This window comes from Williamsia sp. M5A3_1d (assembly GCF_053345315.1).
The window spans coordinates 642,542-658,681 of sequence record NZ_JBKEZX010000003.1 but is presented as its reverse complement, the minus strand read 5'-3'; the positions used below and the strand labels follow the sequence as shown (position 1 = coordinate 658,681).

15 protein-coding genes are annotated in these 16,140 nt (G+C 70.0%); 5 read left to right on the top strand and 10 right to left on the bottom strand.

Features of this window, described 5'->3' with window-relative positions; genetic code table 11:
• Positions 1–20 precede the first annotated feature (20 nt).
• From ACLBW1_RS15325 to ACLBW1_RS15295, 7 genes are all read right to left on the bottom strand, one after another.
• The gene (locus ACLBW1_RS15325; RefSeq protein ID WP_447812664.1) at positions 21–1,052 is read right to left on the bottom strand and encodes a vitamin-B12 independent methionine synthase; all 1,032 of its coding nucleotides are present in this window, start codon (positions 1,050–1,052) and stop codon (positions 21–23) included.
• Positions 1,049–2,131, bottom strand: coding sequence for a tRNA 2-thiouridine(34) synthase MnmA (gene mnmA / locus ACLBW1_RS15320; RefSeq protein WP_447812663.1), 1,083 nt, complete (start codon positions 2,129–2,131; stop codon positions 1,049–1,051). Before mnmA ends, ACLBW1_RS15325 begins: the two co-directional genes overlap by 4 nt.
• Complete coding sequence (locus tag ACLBW1_RS15315; RefSeq protein ID WP_447812662.1) at positions 2,131–3,336, bottom strand: cysteine desulfurase family protein; 1,206 nt, start codon at positions 3,334–3,336, stop codon at positions 2,131–2,133. Before ACLBW1_RS15315 ends, mnmA begins: the two co-directional genes overlap by 1 nt.
• An 88-nt stretch (positions 3,337–3,424) precedes the next feature.
• Complete coding sequence (locus ACLBW1_RS15310) at positions 3,425–4,339, bottom strand: lysophospholipid acyltransferase family protein (RefSeq protein WP_447812661.1); 915 nt, start codon at positions 4,337–4,339, stop codon at positions 3,425–3,427.
• A 14-nt stretch (positions 4,340–4,353) separates the two neighbouring features.
• Positions 4,354–5,184, bottom strand: coding sequence for a GNAT family N-acetyltransferase (locus ACLBW1_RS15305; protein ID WP_447812660.1), 831 nt, complete (start codon positions 5,182–5,184; stop codon positions 4,354–4,356).
• A gap of 161 nt (positions 5,185–5,345) precedes the next feature.
• Complete coding sequence (locus tag ACLBW1_RS15300) at positions 5,346–6,302, bottom strand: electron transfer flavoprotein subunit alpha/FixB family protein (protein ID WP_447812659.1); 957 nt, start codon at positions 6,300–6,302, stop codon at positions 5,346–5,348.
• Positions 6,303–6,338: 36 nt separating this feature from the next.
• Positions 6,339–7,124 carry an electron transfer flavoprotein subunit beta/FixA family protein gene (locus ACLBW1_RS15295; RefSeq protein WP_434217487.1) on the bottom strand — a complete coding sequence of 262 codons (786 nt, stop codon included), beginning with the start codon at positions 7,122–7,124 and terminating at the stop codon, positions 6,339–6,341.
• A 213-nt stretch (positions 7,125–7,337) separates the two neighbouring features.
• Between ACLBW1_RS15295 and ACLBW1_RS15290 the strand changes: the two genes are divergently transcribed.
• Genes ACLBW1_RS15290 through ACLBW1_RS15275 form a run of 4 tightly spaced genes read left to right on the top strand, consistent with a single transcriptional unit; the run spans position 7,338 to position 12,015 of the window.
• On the top strand, positions 7,338–8,123 hold the full coding sequence (locus tag ACLBW1_RS15290; protein WP_447812658.1) for a class I SAM-dependent methyltransferase: 786 nt from the start codon (positions 7,338–7,340) through the stop codon (positions 8,121–8,123).
• Positions 8,120–9,649, top strand: a complete 1,530-nt coding sequence (locus ACLBW1_RS15285) for a 1,4-alpha-glucan branching protein domain-containing protein (protein ID WP_447812657.1) — start codon at positions 8,120–8,122, stop codon at positions 9,647–9,649. Before ACLBW1_RS15290 ends, ACLBW1_RS15285 begins: the two co-directional genes overlap by 4 nt.
• A 13-nt stretch (positions 9,650–9,662) precedes the next feature.
• A complete protein-coding gene (locus tag ACLBW1_RS15280) occupies positions 9,663–10,919 on the top strand; it encodes a glycosyltransferase family 4 protein (protein WP_447812656.1) in 1,257 nt (418 codons plus the stop codon).
• Between the two features lie 34 nt (positions 10,920–10,953).
• The gene (locus tag ACLBW1_RS15275) at positions 10,954–12,015 is read left to right on the top strand and encodes an NAD-dependent epimerase/dehydratase family protein (protein WP_447812655.1); all 1,062 of its coding nucleotides are present in this window, start codon (positions 10,954–10,956) and stop codon (positions 12,013–12,015) included.
• Positions 12,016–12,043: 28 nt separating this feature from the next.
• Here the strand turns inward: ACLBW1_RS15275 and ACLBW1_RS15270 are convergent, their stop codons facing one another.
• Entirely contained in the window at positions 12,044–12,790 is a 747-nt protein-coding gene (locus tag ACLBW1_RS15270; protein ID WP_447812654.1) for an acyltransferase, read from the bottom strand.
• Positions 12,791–12,887: 97 nt separating this feature from the next.
• Here ACLBW1_RS15270 and ACLBW1_RS15265 point away from each other — a divergent pair, with 97 nt between their 5' ends.
• Entirely contained in the window at positions 12,888–14,213 is a 1,326-nt protein-coding gene (locus ACLBW1_RS15265; protein ID WP_447812653.1) for a PQQ-binding-like beta-propeller repeat protein, read from the top strand.
• Between the two features lie 86 nt (positions 14,214–14,299).
• Here the strand turns inward: ACLBW1_RS15265 and ACLBW1_RS15260 are convergent, their stop codons facing one another.
• Both ACLBW1_RS15260 and ACLBW1_RS15255 read right to left on the bottom strand, forming a co-directional pair.
• Positions 14,300–15,265, bottom strand: coding sequence for a class I SAM-dependent methyltransferase (locus tag ACLBW1_RS15260; protein WP_447812652.1), 966 nt, complete (start codon positions 15,263–15,265; stop codon positions 14,300–14,302).
• A 9-nt stretch (positions 15,266–15,274) separates the two neighbouring features.
• On the bottom strand, positions 15,275–16,063 hold the full coding sequence (locus ACLBW1_RS15255) for an enoyl-CoA hydratase/isomerase family protein (protein WP_447812651.1): 789 nt from the start codon (positions 16,061–16,063) through the stop codon (positions 15,275–15,277).
• Positions 16,064–16,140: the final 77 nt, after the last annotated feature.

Here is a 16,140-nt window from a genome sequence, read left to right as displayed (position 1 = left end):
GGTGTCCGCGCGGCGGGACGTCACTGCTGGGGCAGTGCCTCGGCGACGTCCGTGGCGAGCGTCAACGCGGCACGCGCCCACTCGGTGTCGGCACCGGCCAGCCCGCAGGTCGGGGTGATGATCATCTGCTCGGTGAACACGTCGTGGGAGATCCCGATGGTGTCGACGAGCGCGGTCACGGCGTCCACCACGTGTTCGACATGACGTTCGGGCGTCGGCCGGGTGCTGGGGACGGCGCCGAGCGCGACCACCGCGCCCCGGTCGATCAGCTCGCCGAAGCCGTCGAGGTCCACCGTGGAGCCGCGGCGCACACCGATCGAGTCGATGTCGAGCGAGACGCCCCACAGGCGGGTCTGGGCGGCGACCTGCCACGGGAACCGGCGCCCGCAGTGGTGCAGGATCACCGGTCCGCCGACGACGTCGACGAGGGCGTCGAGATGCTCGGCGACCGTCGCCGCGGGCACCGGATCGATGACGTCGAGGCGTGAGAGCGGGGTGATGCTGCCCTCGATGACCCGGTCGACGAGCGGCTCGTCGATCTGCACGATCACGTCGGCCCCGAGGCGACGTCGCAGTTCCGCGGCATGGTTCGCCGCGCCCTCGGCGATGGAGCCGACGAGATCCTGCCACGCCCCGCGATCGTGCAACGCCTTGTGACCGTTGGCCATCTCCACCGATGCCGCGAGGGTGAACGGCCCACAGATCTGCACCTTGACCCAGGGGCGGTCGCCGCCGAGTCCGCGCGTCTCCCAGATCTCCTCGATCGCGTCGAGATCGGCGCTGAGCATGTCGCGGGCACGGCGGGCCATCATCGACGTCCCGGTCGCGAGACGGTATCCCGATGCGCTGGTGTCCATCGGGATACCGACGAGAAGGGCCGCGCAGCGGCCGATGATGTCCGAGCCGACACCGCGGTCGGGCAGTTCGGGTAGCGCGACGAGTTCGACCTCGCCGGCGACGATCTCGGCCGCGGCGCGCGGGTCGCGTCCGGGCATCGAGCCGACCCCGGTGGCCACCCCGGTGGGGGGACCGGGCGCCTCGGCGGCGCTCACGCGCGCACGATGCGGCCGCAGCCGATGACCTCGTCGCCGCGTGCGGCGTCGGGACGGTAGAGCACCGCGGCCTGGCCGCGTGCGACACCGGTCAGCGGTTCGCCGAGCTCGACGGTGAACGCCGTGCCGTCGGCGGTGGCGCGCGCCCGTGCCGGCGCCAGTCCGCCATGCGCACGGACCTGCACGACGCAGTCGATGTCCCCCTCGGGCACGGTGCCGCGGGTCCACACGGCGCGTTGCGCGTCGATGGACCACACGTCGAGACGGTCGCGGGGACCGACGGTGACCGTGGCGGTCGCGGAGTCGATGGCCGTGACGTAGCGCGGGGACCCGTCGGCGGCGGGTGCCTCGACACCGAGGCCCTTGCGCTGGCCGATGGTGAAACCGTGGACACCGTCGTGGTCGGCGAGGGACTCACCGGTGACGGCATCGACGACCTTGCCCGTGCGGACCCCGATCCGCGCCCCGAGGAACGCGCGGGTGTCACCCGAGGGGATGAAGCAGATGTCGTGGGAGTCGGGTTTGTCGGCGACGGCGAGACCGCGGCGTGCCGCCTCGGCCCGGATCTCGCTCTTGGGGGTGTCGCCGATCGGGAACATCGCGCGGGCCAGCTGCCGCGCGGTCAGCACCGCCAGCACGTACGACTGGTCCTTGTCCTCGTCGACCGCGCGACGCAGCTCCCCGTCGACCAGGCGGGCGTAGTGCCCGGTCGCGACGGCGTCGAAACCGAGGGCCTCGGCGCGTTCGGACAGGGCCGAGAACTTGATCTTCTCGTTGCACGTGAGGCACGGGTTCGGGGTCTCGCCCGCGGCGTAGGCGCCGACGAACTCGTCGATGACGTCCTCTTTGAACCGGTCGGCGAAGTCCCAGACGTAGAACGGGATCCCGAGGATGTCGGCGACGCGACGGGCATCGCCGGCGTCCTCCTTCGAGCAGCAACCGCGACTCCCGGTGCGCAGGGTGCCGGGCGCGGTCGACAGCGCCAGGTGGACCCCGACGACGTCGTGGCCGGCCTCGACCGCACGTGCGGCGGCGACGGCCGAGTCGACCCCACCGCTCATGGCGGCCAGGACACGCATCAGTACTCCCCCGCCGAGACGCTGGCCATGCCCGCGGTGCGGGCGCGGTCGACGACCTCGTCGATCACCGCCGCGACACGGTCGACGTCGGCGGTGGTCGTCGACGGCGACAGCGAGAAGCGCAGGCTGCTGCGCGCGTCGGGTGTCGACATCCCCATCGCCAGCAGGACGTGGCTCGCGCGGGCGACACCCGCGGTGCATGCCGATCCGGTCGAGCACTCGATGCCGTGGGCGTCGAGGAGCATCAGCAGCGAGTCCCCCTCACAGCCGCGGAAGGCGACGTGGGCGTTGCCGGGCAACCTGCGGTCGCCGAGCGGGCCGTTGACGATGCACCCCTCGGTGCCCGACAGCGCGTGGAGCAGACGGTCGCGCAAGCTTGCGACCCGCACCGTCGATTCCTCGAGCCCGGCGACCGAGACACGCAGCGCGGTGGCCATCCCGACCGCTGCAGCGGCGTCGGGTGTCCCCGACCGGATGTCGCGTTCGTGACCGCCACCGTGCAGCAGCGGCACACACTCGACATCGCGCCGGAGAACGAGGGCACCCGCGCCATGGGGACCGCCGAACTTGTGGGCCGCGATGCTCATGGCACTCAGGCCCGCGGCGGTGAAGTCGACCGGGATGTGACCGACGGCCTGGATCGCGTCGGAGTGCATGGGGACCCCGAACTCGGCGGCGATCGCGGCGAGATCGGCGACGGGCTGGATGGTGCCCACCTCGTTGTTCGCCCACATCACCGACACCAGCGCGGTGTCGTGGGGGTGGGCGGCCAGTTCGGCGCGCAGGGCCGCGGGCGAGACGGCCCCGTCGGCGTCGACGGGCAGGAGCACCAGGTCGGCGTCGCCGCGGTCGGCGAGCCACTGCGCGGGGTCGATCACCGCGTGGTGTTCGACGGCGGAGATGACGATGCGTCGACGGCGCGCGTCGGCGCGGCGCCGCGCCCAGAAGATGCCCTTGATGCCGAGGTTGTCGCTCTCGGTGCCGCCCGCGGTGAAGATGATCTCCGACGGTCGCGCACCGACCGAGGCGGCGACCGATTCGCGAGCCTCTTCCAGGTGGCGGCGGGCGCGACGGCCCGATCCGTGGAGAGACGAGGCGTTGCCGGGATCGGCCATGATCCGAGTCATCGCCTCGACGGCCTCGGGCAGCATGGCTGTCGAGGCGGCGTTGTCGAGGTAGACGGGATCGTCACCGGATGTGGGCATGGTCGTCCAAGGATAACGGTGCCCAGGCCCCGAACATTTCGCCCGTCGGTGTGCCGAGGGCCACCAACGGCTCGCGGGTGCCGCGGGCTCAGCCGGCCAGGGTCAGCGCATGTGCCCGCTCGAGCTCGGCGGCGGCCGGCGGCAACGGCACCGGTCCGAACACCAGACGTTCGCAACGTCGCGCCAGTTCTCGTCGGTCGGTCCCGGGGAACTGCAGTTCGTGCAGGCGCACGCAGACGGTGAGATCACGCGTCGTGAGGATGCGACGGAGCGTGTCGAGCAGGTCGTCGTCGCCGATGAACGCCGGCACGGTGGAGACGTCGACCCCGCCGGCGCGGAAGCCGACGTGGACCGGCAGAACCGACGCGCCGGTGTCCACGGCCGACTGGAACAGCGCGGGACGGAACCGGCCACCCGACCGGCCGCACCAGGTGGTGCCCTCGGGGAAGACACCCACGGCGTCGTCGGCGTGGAGTCCCTCGACCATCTGATCGAGGACACCGGGCAACTGCCGCAACGACTCACGGCGGATGCCGATCACCCCGAGACGGCGGGCCAATCCGCCGATCACCGGCCAGCCCTGCAGTTCGGATTTCGCCACGAAGCGGGCCGGGACGACGGTCGCGATGGCGACGATGTCGAGGAACGAGGTGTGGTTGGCGACGACGAGCCCGGCTCCCCGGCCCACAAACGGCCGGCGGTCGTCGATCTCGACCGCGATGCCCAGCGCAGCGAGCAACGACCGTGCCGCCAGCCGGATGAACCGTCGTCGCAGCGGACGCGGGAGCAGCTGCACCATCGTACCGACGGGAACCAACCACCCCACGGTGGCCGCCACCGCGGCGATCCGCAGGCCGATGGCGCCGACGCCCCGGGTGGCGGGTGAGGCGGTGATGCACCTCGCGCCGCAGGGGCTCGAGGGGAACCAGGCATGCCGGGCGGTGTCGGGTGACGGTGGGGCCACCGCCCCCGCGGTCGTCGACGTCACGGTGATGTCTGTCATGACTGCCTCTCTGCTCACGCCTGGGCGGCGTCGGCGGCCGACCGCAGTCGGTCGAGATACCGGGTGTTGGCCCGTGTGGTGTCGAGCACGGTGACGAAGTCGGCGACCCCGAAATCGGGGTCGTGGGCCGGTTCGCCGCAGATCTGCGCCCCGATGCGCAGATATCCCGACAGCAGTGGTGGTGTGGGGGCTCCGACCGCCGGGGCGATGTCGTCGAGGGCGCGGCCGTCGATCACGACCGGCCGTAGCGGATGCACCTGCCACGGTGCGCGGTGGCGCGCGAGGACGAGATCGCGGACCGCGCGCACGACCGCGGCCGGCGCGGTGCCGTCGCCGGGGTCGACCGGTACCGATGTGCAGCCGATGACGAAGCGGTAGCCCGCGAGGTCGAGGTATCGGAGGATGCCCGACCACATCAGCGACATCACGGCGCCCGAGCGGTGGGCCGGCGCCACGCACGCCCGCCCCATCTCGACGGTCTCGGCGGCGATCGGGTCGAGGGCACGCAGGTCGAACTCGGTGGCGGTGTAGAGACCGCCGGCGGCGACGGCGCCGGGTGGCGGCAGCATCCGGTAGCACCCGACGACGTCGCCGGTGGGTGTGTGTCGGACGACGACGTGGTCGCAGTGGTCGTCGAAGCGGTCGATGTCGCGTCCGCCGACGGCGCGGTCCATGGAGCCCTCGAAGCCCCGTTCGGTCGAGAACACCGTGTGGCGCAGGCGCTGAGCGGCCTCGACGTCCTCGGGGGCCGACGACACCGACAGCGTGTAGCGCGTCCCGGTGAGCAGGGTTTGCGCCGTTCCGCGGTCCGGTCGCCTCAGGGTGGAGATCGGTGAATTGCCCATGGCCACAGGTGTAGTGGCCGAACCGGACACGGCAGCACCACGGGAGTGTCGTGTCGATGGAGACCCGATGAACTCGCCCGACCAGGGTGAATGAGGCCTGACATGCAGATGACCCCCGGCCGGTGGCCGGGGGTCATCTGGAGAGAACGGTGATCAGGTGATCACTTGCGCTTGTTGACCGCCTCGGTCAGCTGCGGCGCGACGTCGAACAGGTCGCCCACGATGCCGTAGTCGGCGATCTCGAAGATGGGTGCCTCTTCGTCCTTGTTGACCGCGACGATGGTCTTCGAGGTCTGCATGCCGGCACGGTGCTGGATGGCACCGGAGATGCCGAGCGCCACGTACAGCTGCGGCGACACGGTCTTGCCGGTCTGGCCGACCTGGAACTGTCCCGGGTAGTACCCGGAGTCGACGGCGGCGCGCGAGGCGCCGACGGCGGCACCGAGCGAGTCGGCGAGTTCCTCGACGACCGAGAACTTCTCGGCGCTGCCGACGCCACGGCCACCGGAGACGACGATCGACGCCTCGGTCAGCTCGGGGCGGTCGCCACCGACGATGGGCTCGACCTTGGTGATCTTGACGGCGTTCGCCGCGGGTGCGGGCACCTCGACGTCGACTCGCTCGCCGGCGCCGGCCTGCGGTGCGGCCTCGACGCCACCGGGGCGGATCGAGTAGATCGGGATGTCGCCCTTGGGCTGCGCCTCGACGGTGAACGCGCCACCGAAGATGGAGTGGACGCCGGTCTTGTCGTCCTTGATCTCGACGACGTCGTAGAGGATGCCCGAGCCGAGGCGCACCGCGAGGCGGCCCGAGATCTCCTTGCCGTCGGCGTTGGCCGCGACGATGATGCCGGCCGGCGACGCCTGCTCGGCGACCGCGGCGAGGATGTCGACCTTGGGGCTGATCAGGTAGCCCTCGACGTCGTCGGACTCGGCGACGTACACCTTCTCGGCGCCCGCCTCCTTCAGACCGTCGATGATGCTGTCGGTGGTCCCGGGCTTGCCCGCGACGACGACCGACGGGCTGCCGATCGAACGGGCCGCGGTGATGAGCTCGGAGGTGACCTTCTTCAGAGCACCCTCGGCGTCCAGCTCGGCGAGTACCAGTACTTCTGCCATGTTCTTACGCTCCTGTGTGATTCGGGTGTCGGTGGGTCAGATGATCTTCTGGCCGACGAGGTACTCGGCGACCTTCGTGCCACCGTCGCCCTCGTCGGTGACCCGCTCACCCGCGGTCTTCGGCGGCTTGGGGACCGACGACGTGACCGTCGAACCCGCGTTGTCGAGGCCCACATCGGTGGATTCGACGCCGATCTCGGCCAGGCTCACGACCTGGACTTCCTTCTTCTTCGCGGCCATGATCCCCTTGAACGAGGGGAAGCGCGGCTCGTTGATCTTCTCGTTCACGCTGACGATGGCGGGCAGCTGCGACTGGACGTGGGTGATGCCCTCGTCGGTCTCGCGCTCACCGGTGAGGGTGTCGCCCTCGACGGTCAGCTTGCGCAGGTGCGTCAGGTGCGGGAGCTCGAGGTACTCGGCGATCATCGACGGCACCGCGCCACCGCGGCCGTCGGTCGCCTCGTTACCGGCGATGACCAGCTCGACACCCTCGACGGTGCCCAGGGCACGCGCCAGGACGTAGGCCGTCTGCACGGCGTCGGAGCCGTGCATCTGGTCGTCCTTGATGTGGATGGCCTTGTCGGCACCCATCGACAGCGCCTTGCGGATCGCGTCGGTGGTGCGCTCGGGACCGGCGGACAGGATGGTCACCTCGCCACCGCTGGACTCCTTGATCTGGAGCGCCTCCTCGACGGCGCGCTCGTTGATCTCGTCGAGCACCGCGTCGGCGGCCTCGCGGTCCAGCGTGTAGTCGCCATCGGACAACTTGCGCTCGGACCAGGTGTCCGGAACCTGCTTGATCAAAACGACGATGTTCGTCATGGTCCTCATCGACCTCCAGCTCGGAAATGCGTGTACTCACCGTAAACTTACTGCCCGGTAAGGTAAAGCTTTCCCCTCCACTGTATCCCCATATCCGGCCCTGTAGGACACCGCGTAGTAGCAGGTCGGGCGGTGGTCCATGACATCGCTCACATCACCGGCGACCGGGACACTCACGACGCCACCGGAGTGGATGCCACTAGGCTCCCCCGAATGACGAATGCCCCGATGACGAACACCGAGGACGTGAGCCCCGGCGCCCAGACCATGGTGCTCACCGGTGAGCGCACCGCGCCCGGCATCGCCGAGGAGAACTACTGGTTCCGCCGCCACGAGGTCGCCTATGCCCACGTCCTCGACGCGTGTTCGGGCGCGACGGTGCTGGAGGCGGGATCGGGTGAGGGGTACGGCGCGGACATGCTGGCCGACGTCGCCACCGAGGTCATCTGCGTCGACTACGACGCGACCGCGGTGGAGCACGCCCGCGCCCGTTACCCGCGCCTGACGGTGCATCGCGGCAATCTCGTCGACCTGCCGCTGCCCGACGACTCCGTCGACACCGTCGTCAACTTCCAGGTCATCGAGCACCTCTGGGATCAACCGTTGTTCGTCCGCGAGTGCGCCCGGGTGCTGCGTCCGGGCGGCAAGCTGTTCATGAGCACGCCCAATCGCATCACCTTCTCCCCCGGGCGCGACACCCCGCTCAACCCGTTCCACACCCGCGAACTCGACCCCACCGAGCTGGGCGAGCTGCTCACCGACAACGGCTTCGACATCACCTCGATGCTCGGCGTCCATCACGGACCGGCCCTGCGCGCACTCGACAAACGCTGGAACGGCTCGTTCATCGACGCCCAGATCGACCGCGCACTCGCCGGCGAGCCGTGGCCGGCCGCGTTGACCGCCGACGTCGGCAGCATCCGCACCGGCGACTTCGAGATCCATCCCGACGACATCGAGGCCAGCCTGGATCTCCTCGTGGTCGCCGTTGCCCGGTGACGACGCCCGGGTCCGGGGCACATGAGGTCCCCGGACAGTTCACCCTCGTCGCCCACTCCCATCTGCCGTGGTTGGCCAACCACGGCCGATGGCCGGTGGGCGAGGAATGGCTGTACCAGTCATGGGCCGGGTCGTATCAGCCGTTGTTAGCGGTGTTGCGCCGGTTGGCCGCCGACGGTCTCGCCGGACAGATGAGTCTGGGGGTCACCCCGGTGCTGGCCGCCGCACTCGACGACCCCCACTGCCTGGCGGCGATGCACGAATGGTTGGCGTCGTGGCAGTTGCGCGCCGCCGAGGCCGCGACCGCGGGCCCGGCGTCGGCGCCCCTGGGCCGACGTGAGTTCCGCGCCGCCGCCGACGCGCTGGCCGACTTCGAGACCCATTGGCGCCACGGCGGATCCGGCGGTCTGCGCGCCCTGGCCGACGCCGGCACCGTGGAGGTGCTCGGCGGGCCGCTCGCACACTCGTTCTCGCCGCTGCTCGATCCCCGCATGCGCCGGTTCACCCTCGCCGAGGGCCTCGCCGACACCCGCGCGCGTATCGGTTCGACGCCGCAGGGGATCTGGGCGCCCGAGTGCGCGTTCGCGCCGGGGATGGCGGCCGAGTACGACGCCGCGGGCGTCACGCATTTCATGGTCGACGGACCGGCGCTGCACGGCGACACCGCCCTCGGGCGTCCCGTGCACGGTTCCGACGTCGTCGCGTTCGGCCGCGATCTCGACATCAGCTACCGCGTGTGGTCGCCACGTTCGGGATATCCCGGCCACGCCGCCTACCGCGACTTCCACACCTACGATCACGATTTCGGACTCAAGCCCGCCCGCGTCACCGGGCGCGGTGTCGCCGGGCCGGACAAGGCCCCCTACGACCCCGAGCGGGCACAGGCCGCGATCGCCGTCCACGTCGAGGATTTCGCGAAGCGCGTCCGCGAGCGGCTGATCGACGAGTCCGCACGTATCGGCCGACCGGCGCTCGTGGTCGCCGCGTTCGACACCGAACTGTTCGGACACTGGTGGCACGAGGGACCGCAGTGGCTCGAGGCGGTGCTGCGGCGGCTCCCCGAGATCGGTGTCCGTGTCGGTACCCTCGCCGACGCCCGGGCCCGCGGATTCGTCGGCGTCCCGGTCGATCTCGGCCCGTCGTCGTGGGGGTCGGGCAAGGACTGGCGCGTGTGGGACGGCCCCGCGGTCACCGACCTCGTCGAGCTCAACCGCGACGTGGTCCGCACCGCCCTCGACACCGTCGACAAACGACTCGACGCCTCCCGCGGAACCCGCGACCGGGTGTCGGATCAGATCCTGCGTGAGGCGTTGATGACGGTGGCCTCGGACTGGGCGTTCATGGTGTCGAAGGATTCCGCCGCCGACTACGCCCGCGACCGCGCGCACAAGCACGCCCACGCGACCCGGGAGATCGCCCGCGCGGCGGCGACCGGGCGCGAACGGCTCGCCGCACGCCTGGCCGACGACTGGCACCGCGCCGACAGCCTGTTCGGCGGTCTCGACGCACGGCGGTTGACCCGATGACCACGGGGCCGCGATGAGGATCCTGGTCGTCTCGTGGGAGTACCCGCCGGTGGTGGTCGGCGGGCTGGGACGCCATGTCCACCAGCTCAGTGTCGCGTTGGCCGCCGCCGGTCACGACGTCGTCGTGCTGACGCGGCGCCCGACCGGCTCGGACGCGGTCAGCCACCCGCCCACCGATGTGTGGGCCGAGGGCGTGCGCGTGATCGCCACCGCCGAGGACCCACCCGCCTTCGACTTCGCCGACGACATGATGGCCTGGACACTGGCCATGGGCCACAGCATGATCCGCGCCGGGTTGCGGATCCGGTCTCGCGACGGAGAGGCCTGGCGGCCCGATGTCGTACACGCCCACGACTGGCTCGTCGCGCACCCCGCGATCGCCCTCGCCGAGTTCTTCGACGTCCCGCTCGTGGCTACCGTGCACGCCACCGAGGCCGGTCGCCACAGCGGATGGGTCAGCGGCACCATCAACCGTCAGGTGCACTCGGTGGAGTGGTGGCTCGCACGGGAATCCGACGCACTCATCACCTGCTCGGCGTCGATGCACGACGAGGTGACGCGACTGTTCGGGCCCGACCTCGCCGAGATCCACACCATCCACAACGGCATCGACATCACCACGTGGCCGTTCGCACCGCGCAGACCCGGCGGAGGTCCCCCGACGCTGCTCTTCGCCGGGCGCCTCGAATACGAGAAGGGAATACAGGACCTCATCGCGGCGATGCCACGCATCCGGCGCACGCATCCGGGGACCACGCTGACCATCGCCGGCGACGGCACCCAGGAGGCGTGGCTGCGGGATCTGACACGTCGCCACCGTATCTCTCGCGCGGTGTCGTTCGCGGGTCCGGTCGGCCACGACGGTCTGATCACGCTGATGCAGGCGTGCGACGCCATCGTCCTGCCGAGCCGTTACGAGCCGTTCGGGATCGTTGCGCTCGAGGCCGCGGCGACCGGCGCTCCACTGGTGACATCGACCGCGGGCGGGCTCGGTGAGGCCGTCGCCGACGGCCTCACCGGTTCGAGTTTCCGACCGGGCGACATCGCCGGGTTGGCGGCGGCGGTACGCGCGGTGCTCGACGACCCGGTCGCGGCGCAGCGGCGGGCCCGCAACGCGCGCGATCGGCTCACCGAGGAGTTCTCGTGGCCGCTGATCGCCGAGCGCACCGCGGAGGTGTTGACCGGGGCCAAGCGCCGGATCCGTCACAACCTGGGCCGTCCGACGATTGTGGAACGTCCCTTACCCGATCGGGATGTCGAGAAGCCGTAGTCGTCGGTCCACCACGGGCGGTTAGCCTGCACGCATGGAACTCGACATCGACACCACCTCGCCCGTTCTGGTCACCGGGGCCACCGGATATGTCGCCGGGTGGCTGATCTCCGATCTGCTCGACGCCGGGGTCACCGTGCACGCCGCGGTCCGTGATCCGGACAACGAGCGCAAGACCGCGCACCTGCGGCGACTGGCCGACAACGCACCCGGCGAGATCCGTTTCTTCGCCTCCGATCTGCTGCGGGACGGCTCCTATGACGAGGCGATGGCCGGATGTGCCGTCGTGTTCCACACCGCGTCGCCGTTCACCACCGATGTGAAGGACCCGCAGCGCGAACTCGTCGACCCGGCGGTGGAGGGCACGCGCACCGTGCTCGAGTCGGCCAACCGCACCGAGTCGGTCCGTCGGGTGGTGCTCACCAGTTCGGTGGCCGCGATCTACACCGACGCCGTCGACTGCGAGCGCGCCGGCGGGACCCTCACCGAGGACGACTGGAACACCTCGGCGACGCTCGACTACGAGCCGTACAACCTGTCGAAGACCCTCGCCGAGAAGAAGGCGTGGGAGATCGCCGAGGCGCAGTCGCGATGGGACCTGGTGGTGATCAACCCGTCGTTGGTGATCGGGCCCGCGATCGGACCGAACCCGACGTCGGAGAGTTTCGCGATCGTCAGCCAGCTCGGCAACGGGATGATGGCCTTGGGGGCGCCGCGCATCAAGATCGGTGTCGTCGACGTCCGCGAGGTCGCCACGGCACACGTGCGCGCCGCGTTCGCGCCCGAGGCGAAGGGTCGTCACATCCTGTCGGCCGCCGACACCGACCTGCTCGAGATGGGCAAGGCGTTGCTGCCCCGTTTCGGTCGCCGCCGTCCGCTCCCCCGCTTCCCGCTGCCGATCCCGGTGCTGGTGGCCGTCGCACCGTTCGTGGGTCGCGATCGACGTTTCGTGAAGCGCTGCTCGGGGCGCCCGCTGCGCCTCGACAGCTCGAAGAGTCGCACCGCGCTGGGGATCTCGTACCGGCCGATGCGGGAATCGTTGGAGGAGATGTTCGGATCGATGCTCGACGCCGGTCAGATCAAGCTGCTCCGTTGAGCGATCGACGGACCGAGAGCCTGCGCGCCTAGGAGGAGCGGGCGGCAGCCTTCTTGCGTTCGATGTCGGCGAGTGCGCGTTCGAGCTCGGCGCGCTGCTGCGCTCCCTGCTCCCACGCCTCGGCGCGGTTGCGCACCACCTTCGCCGGTGCACCGACCGCGATCGAGAAGTCGGGGACCACACCGCGGACCACGGCGTGCGAACCGAGGACGCAGCCGCGGCCGACGATGGTGTTGCGCAGGACCGACACCTTCGCCGCGATCCACGTGTCGGGGCCGATGCGAACCGGGCCCTTCACGATGCCCTGATCCTTGATGGGGACGGTGATGTCGTCCATGCGGTGGTCGAAGTCGCAGATGTAGCACCAGTCGGCGATCAGCGTCGACGCGCCGATCTCGACATCGAGATAGGCGTTGACGACGTTGTTCGCGCCGAACACGGCCTTGTCGCCGATGCGGAGCGATCCCTCGTGGCAGCGGATGGAGTTGCCGTCGCCGATGTGCACCCACCGACCGATCTCCATCCGCGACAGCTCCGGCGTCGCATGGATCTCCACGTTGCGGCCGAGGAACACCATGCCGCGCAACACGATGTGCGGGTTGGCCATCCGGAAACGCCACAGGCGGACGTATCGCACCAGGTACCAGGGCGTCCATGCGCGGTGTGTGATCACCCAGCGCAGTGAATCGAGGGTGACGAATCGCGTCTGAGCAGGGTCGCGACGACGGGCGGCGCGTCGCCGCGAACGCAGCGAGGCGTTCCACATGCTCGTCATGGGCTCACACCCTAACTCCAGCCGCGTCACCGCCTGAGCCGGGGCCGACCCACCTCGCGATAGGCTCACCGTCGATCGATCACCGCAAAGGAGCACCATGCGACGCACCCGAACGCGACGGCCCGTCCGGACCGCAGCAGTGGCCCGCGTCGCAGCCGTGCTCGCGATCGCAGCGGTCGCCGTCAGCTCCTGTTCCGACGGTACCGACGACGTGCGGTCGATCCCGAGCGCAGGGTGGTCGAGTTACGGCGGCAACGCGTCGAACTCCAACTTCGCCTACCCGACGTCGCCAAACGATCTCGAGTTGTCGTGGACCCGCCCGACCGGGGGCCCGATCTCGGCGCCGCTGACCATCTCGGGTCGCCAGAACGTCGGTGTCACGTCGCGAACCGACAACGGCTGCAATGTCTTCGTGCTCGATTCACGCGCCGGTCGGAAGAACTTCTGCAAGCGGATGACCGCCGGGGTCGAGCTGAACTCGATGCTCGTCGACCAGTACGACAACGTGTACCTCGGTGAGGCCGGGCTGTTCCTGGCCTACACCGGCAGCGGCGGGATCCGGTGGCGCTTCCCCACCGTCGGGGTGCCCGTGTCGGCGAAGTTCGCCGGGCCCGGCACCGTGCTGGTGACGACGACCCAGGGACAGGTGCTGCTGCTGGATTCGCAGACCGGCCAGGCGGTGGCGCCGGGGGTGTCGTTGCGGCCCGACGCCGACGCGTCGCAGCCGTCGTTCGGTCTCGGCGACTGCGTCTCGGCCGGCCCGAACTGTGCGATCGGGGCCAGTCCCGCGGTCGACGAACAGGCGCAGCGGTTCTATCTCAATTTCTGGCCGCAGGGCGCGATCGCCTCGGAGGTGCGGTCGCTGAGCTACAGCGAGGTCAACGGCGACCGCGCGCTGCGGGATGCGTGGACGACGCAGATCCCCAGCGGCGTGATCGGCACACCCACGCTGTCGTCCGATCGCAAGACGCTGTACGTGTTCGACCGACTGGGCAGTGTCTATGCCCTCGATGCCGCGACCGGGAAACGCAAGTGGGACTACTTCATCGGTGGGTACGGCTTCGGGACGATGACGGTGTCGCCCGACGGGACCATCGTGCCCACCGGGGTGATCGGGTCGCCGCTGCGGGCCATCCGTGACCGTGGTGATCGGGCCGAGGCCGCATGGCAGCGCAACGATCTGCAGACCGTGAGCCTGTCTGCGTTGACGTCGGCGAAGACGCTCTGGACGGTGGTCCGCGCCGGGGACGACAAGGCCCTGAAGCTCCTCGAGGTGTCCGCGACCGACGGCACCACGAAGCGGACACTCGATCTCCCGCAGGCGGTCGGGTTCGCGACCGGTGTCGCGGTGTCGTCGTCAGGTCGCGTGGCCACGGCCACCAACCTCGGCGAGGTCTACTTCTTCGACGCACCCAAGGGCTGAGTTCTCTCACGCCGCCGAGGTGCTCGGCCTCCACCACCGCCGACCGTGCCAAAAACCTTCGTCGAGTGTGCGCGGTTTCGTCGCAGCTACGAAGGCTTCCGACCGGTGATGACGATGTTGTAGAAGAACTTCGGGGGAACGACCTTGCGGAGCACGTTCTCGTCGAGCCAGGTGAGGCGTTTCCAGCCACCGAAGGCGAACCGCGCCCAGCCCCACCCCAACTTCTCCGGCGGTACAGCGGCCTCGAAGGTGCGCACCGGCCAGCCGAGCATCGCCGCGGCGAACTCCTCGGTGGTGGTCGAGACCTCCACGGCGCCCGCGCTGCGTGAGATCGACTCCAGCGCTGCCGGATCGAAGGTGTGGATGTCGACGACGGCCTCGAGTGCCGCGGCGCGCGAGGACTCGTCGAGTTCGGCCTGCGGGCGTCGCCACGCCTGCAGTGGCCCCAACTTGGTGACGGTGGTCGTCGCCGCCCAGGTGGCCCGGCTGAGCCAGCGCGCGTAGAAGTCACCGATGGTCGACGGCTCGCCGGCGAAGATGAAGCGACCACCCGGCTTGAGCACGCGGAGCACCTCGCGCAGCGCCTTCTCGACGTCGGGGATGTGGTGCAGTACAGCGTGTCCGACCACGAGGTCGAAGGTGTCGTCCTCGTACGGGATGGTCTCGGCGTCGGCGACACGGCCGTCGACATCGAGACCGAGATTCTTGCCGTTGCGCAGGGCCACCTTGACCATGCCCGGCGAGAGGTCGGTCACCGAACCGCGTTCGGCGACCCCCGACTGCATGAGGTTCAACAGGAAGAAGCCGGTGCCGCAACCGAGTTCGAGGGCACGGCCATACGGCAGGGACTCGGTGGCGCCGGCGGCGTCGAACCGCCCACGGGCGTAGTCGATGCAGCGCTCGTCGTAGGAGATCGACCACTTGTCGTCGTAGGTCTCGGCCTCCCAGTCGTGGTAGAGCACCTGGGCGAGTTTCGTGTCCTGCAACGCCGCCTTCACCTCGGCCTCGGAGGCGTGTGGGTTGGGCGCGGGGTCGATCGGAGATGCGGTCATGGGGTCAGCTCACTTCCCGGTGAATTCGGCCTTGCCGGGCCCGTTGTCGACGAACGACTTCATGCCGATCGCACGGTCATCGGTCGCGAACAACGAGGCGAAGAGGTGCGCCTCGATCTTCAGGCCCGTGTCGAGGTCGGTGTCGAGGCCCTCGTCGATGGCGGCCTTCGCCGCGGCCAGCGCGACACTGGCACCACCGGAGAACTTCGACGCCCATGCGAGCGCGGCGTTGTAGACCTCGTCGGGCGCGACGACCTCGTCGACCAGACCGATCTGCAGCGCCTCCTCGGCACCGACGAAGCGTCCGGTGAACACCATGTCCTTGGCGCGGGGCGCACCGATGAGACGCGCGAGGCGCTGTGTGCCGCCGCCACCCGGGATCACTCCGAGCAGGATCTCGGGGACGCCGAGCTTGGCGTTGTCGCCGGCGATGCGACGGTCGGCGCCGAGGGCGACCTCGAGTCCACCGCCGAGGGCGTAGCCCGTGATGGCGGCGACCGTCGGCTTCGGGATCGAGGCGATCGCCCCGAGGCCCGCCTGCAACCGCCCGGCGACCTTGCTCATCTCGGCGAACGTCATGTCGTTCATCTCTTTGATGTCGGCGCCGGCGGCGAGCACCTTCGGGCCGCCGTACACGACGACGGCCTTGATCGCGTCGTCCTCGGTAGCGGCGAGCGCGGCGTCGGCGAGCTCCTGCTGGACCTGCCGGTTGAGTGCGTTCATCGGCGGCCGGTTGAGCAGGATCGTCCCGACTCCCGGGTGATCGGCGCTGGTCTCGAGGGTGACGAATTCAGGCATGGACGCAGGCTACCGGTAGTGCAACCGGTTCGACGTGGTCGGGTGGCGCGCCCACCGACGTCGCGACGGCACGTCGC

What these genes read in the sequence shown, in the direction of transcription:
- mnmA (WP_447812663.1), bottom strand. Translation starts at nt 2,131, where the DNA reads ATGCGTGTCCTGGCCGCCATGAGCGGTGGGGTCGACTCGGCCGTCGCC.
- ACLBW1_RS15315 (WP_447812662.1), bottom strand. Translation starts at nt 3,336, where the DNA reads ATGCCCACATCCGGTGACGATCCCGTCTACCTCGACAACGCCGCCTCG.
- ACLBW1_RS15310 (WP_447812661.1), bottom strand. Translation starts at nt 4,339, where the DNA reads ATGACAGACATCACCGTGACGTCGACGACCGCGGGGGCGGTGGCCCCA.
- ACLBW1_RS15305 (WP_447812660.1), bottom strand. Translation starts at nt 5,184, where the DNA reads ATGGGCAATTCACCGATCTCCACCCTGAGGCGACCGGACCGCGGAACG.
- ACLBW1_RS15300 (WP_447812659.1), bottom strand. Translation starts at nt 6,302, where the DNA reads ATGGCAGAAGTACTGGTACTCGCCGAGCTGGACGCCGAGGGTGCTCTG.
- ACLBW1_RS15295 (WP_434217487.1), bottom strand. Translation starts at nt 7,124, where the DNA reads ATGACGAACATCGTCGTTTTGATCAAGCAGGTTCCGGACACCTGGTCC.
- ACLBW1_RS15290 (WP_447812658.1), top strand. Translation starts at nt 7,338, where the DNA reads ATGACGAATGCCCCGATGACGAACACCGAGGACGTGAGCCCCGGCGCC.
- ACLBW1_RS15280 (WP_447812656.1), top strand. Translation starts at nt 9,663, where the DNA reads ATGAGGATCCTGGTCGTCTCGTGGGAGTACCCGCCGGTGGTGGTCGGC.
- ACLBW1_RS15275 (WP_447812655.1), top strand. Translation starts at nt 10,954, where the DNA reads ATGGAACTCGACATCGACACCACCTCGCCCGTTCTGGTCACCGGGGCC.
- ACLBW1_RS15270 (WP_447812654.1), bottom strand. Translation starts at nt 12,790, where the DNA reads ATGACGAGCATGTGGAACGCCTCGCTGCGTTCGCGGCGACGCGCCGCC.
- ACLBW1_RS15265 (WP_447812653.1), top strand. Translation starts at nt 12,888, where the DNA reads ATGCGACGCACCCGAACGCGACGGCCCGTCCGGACCGCAGCAGTGGCC.
- ACLBW1_RS15260 (WP_447812652.1), bottom strand. Translation starts at nt 15,265, where the DNA reads ATGACCGCATCTCCGATCGACCCCGCGCCCAACCCACACGCCTCCGAG.
- ACLBW1_RS15255 (WP_447812651.1), bottom strand. Translation starts at nt 16,063, where the DNA reads ATGCCTGAATTCGTCACCCTCGAGACCAGCGCCGATCACCCGGGAGTC.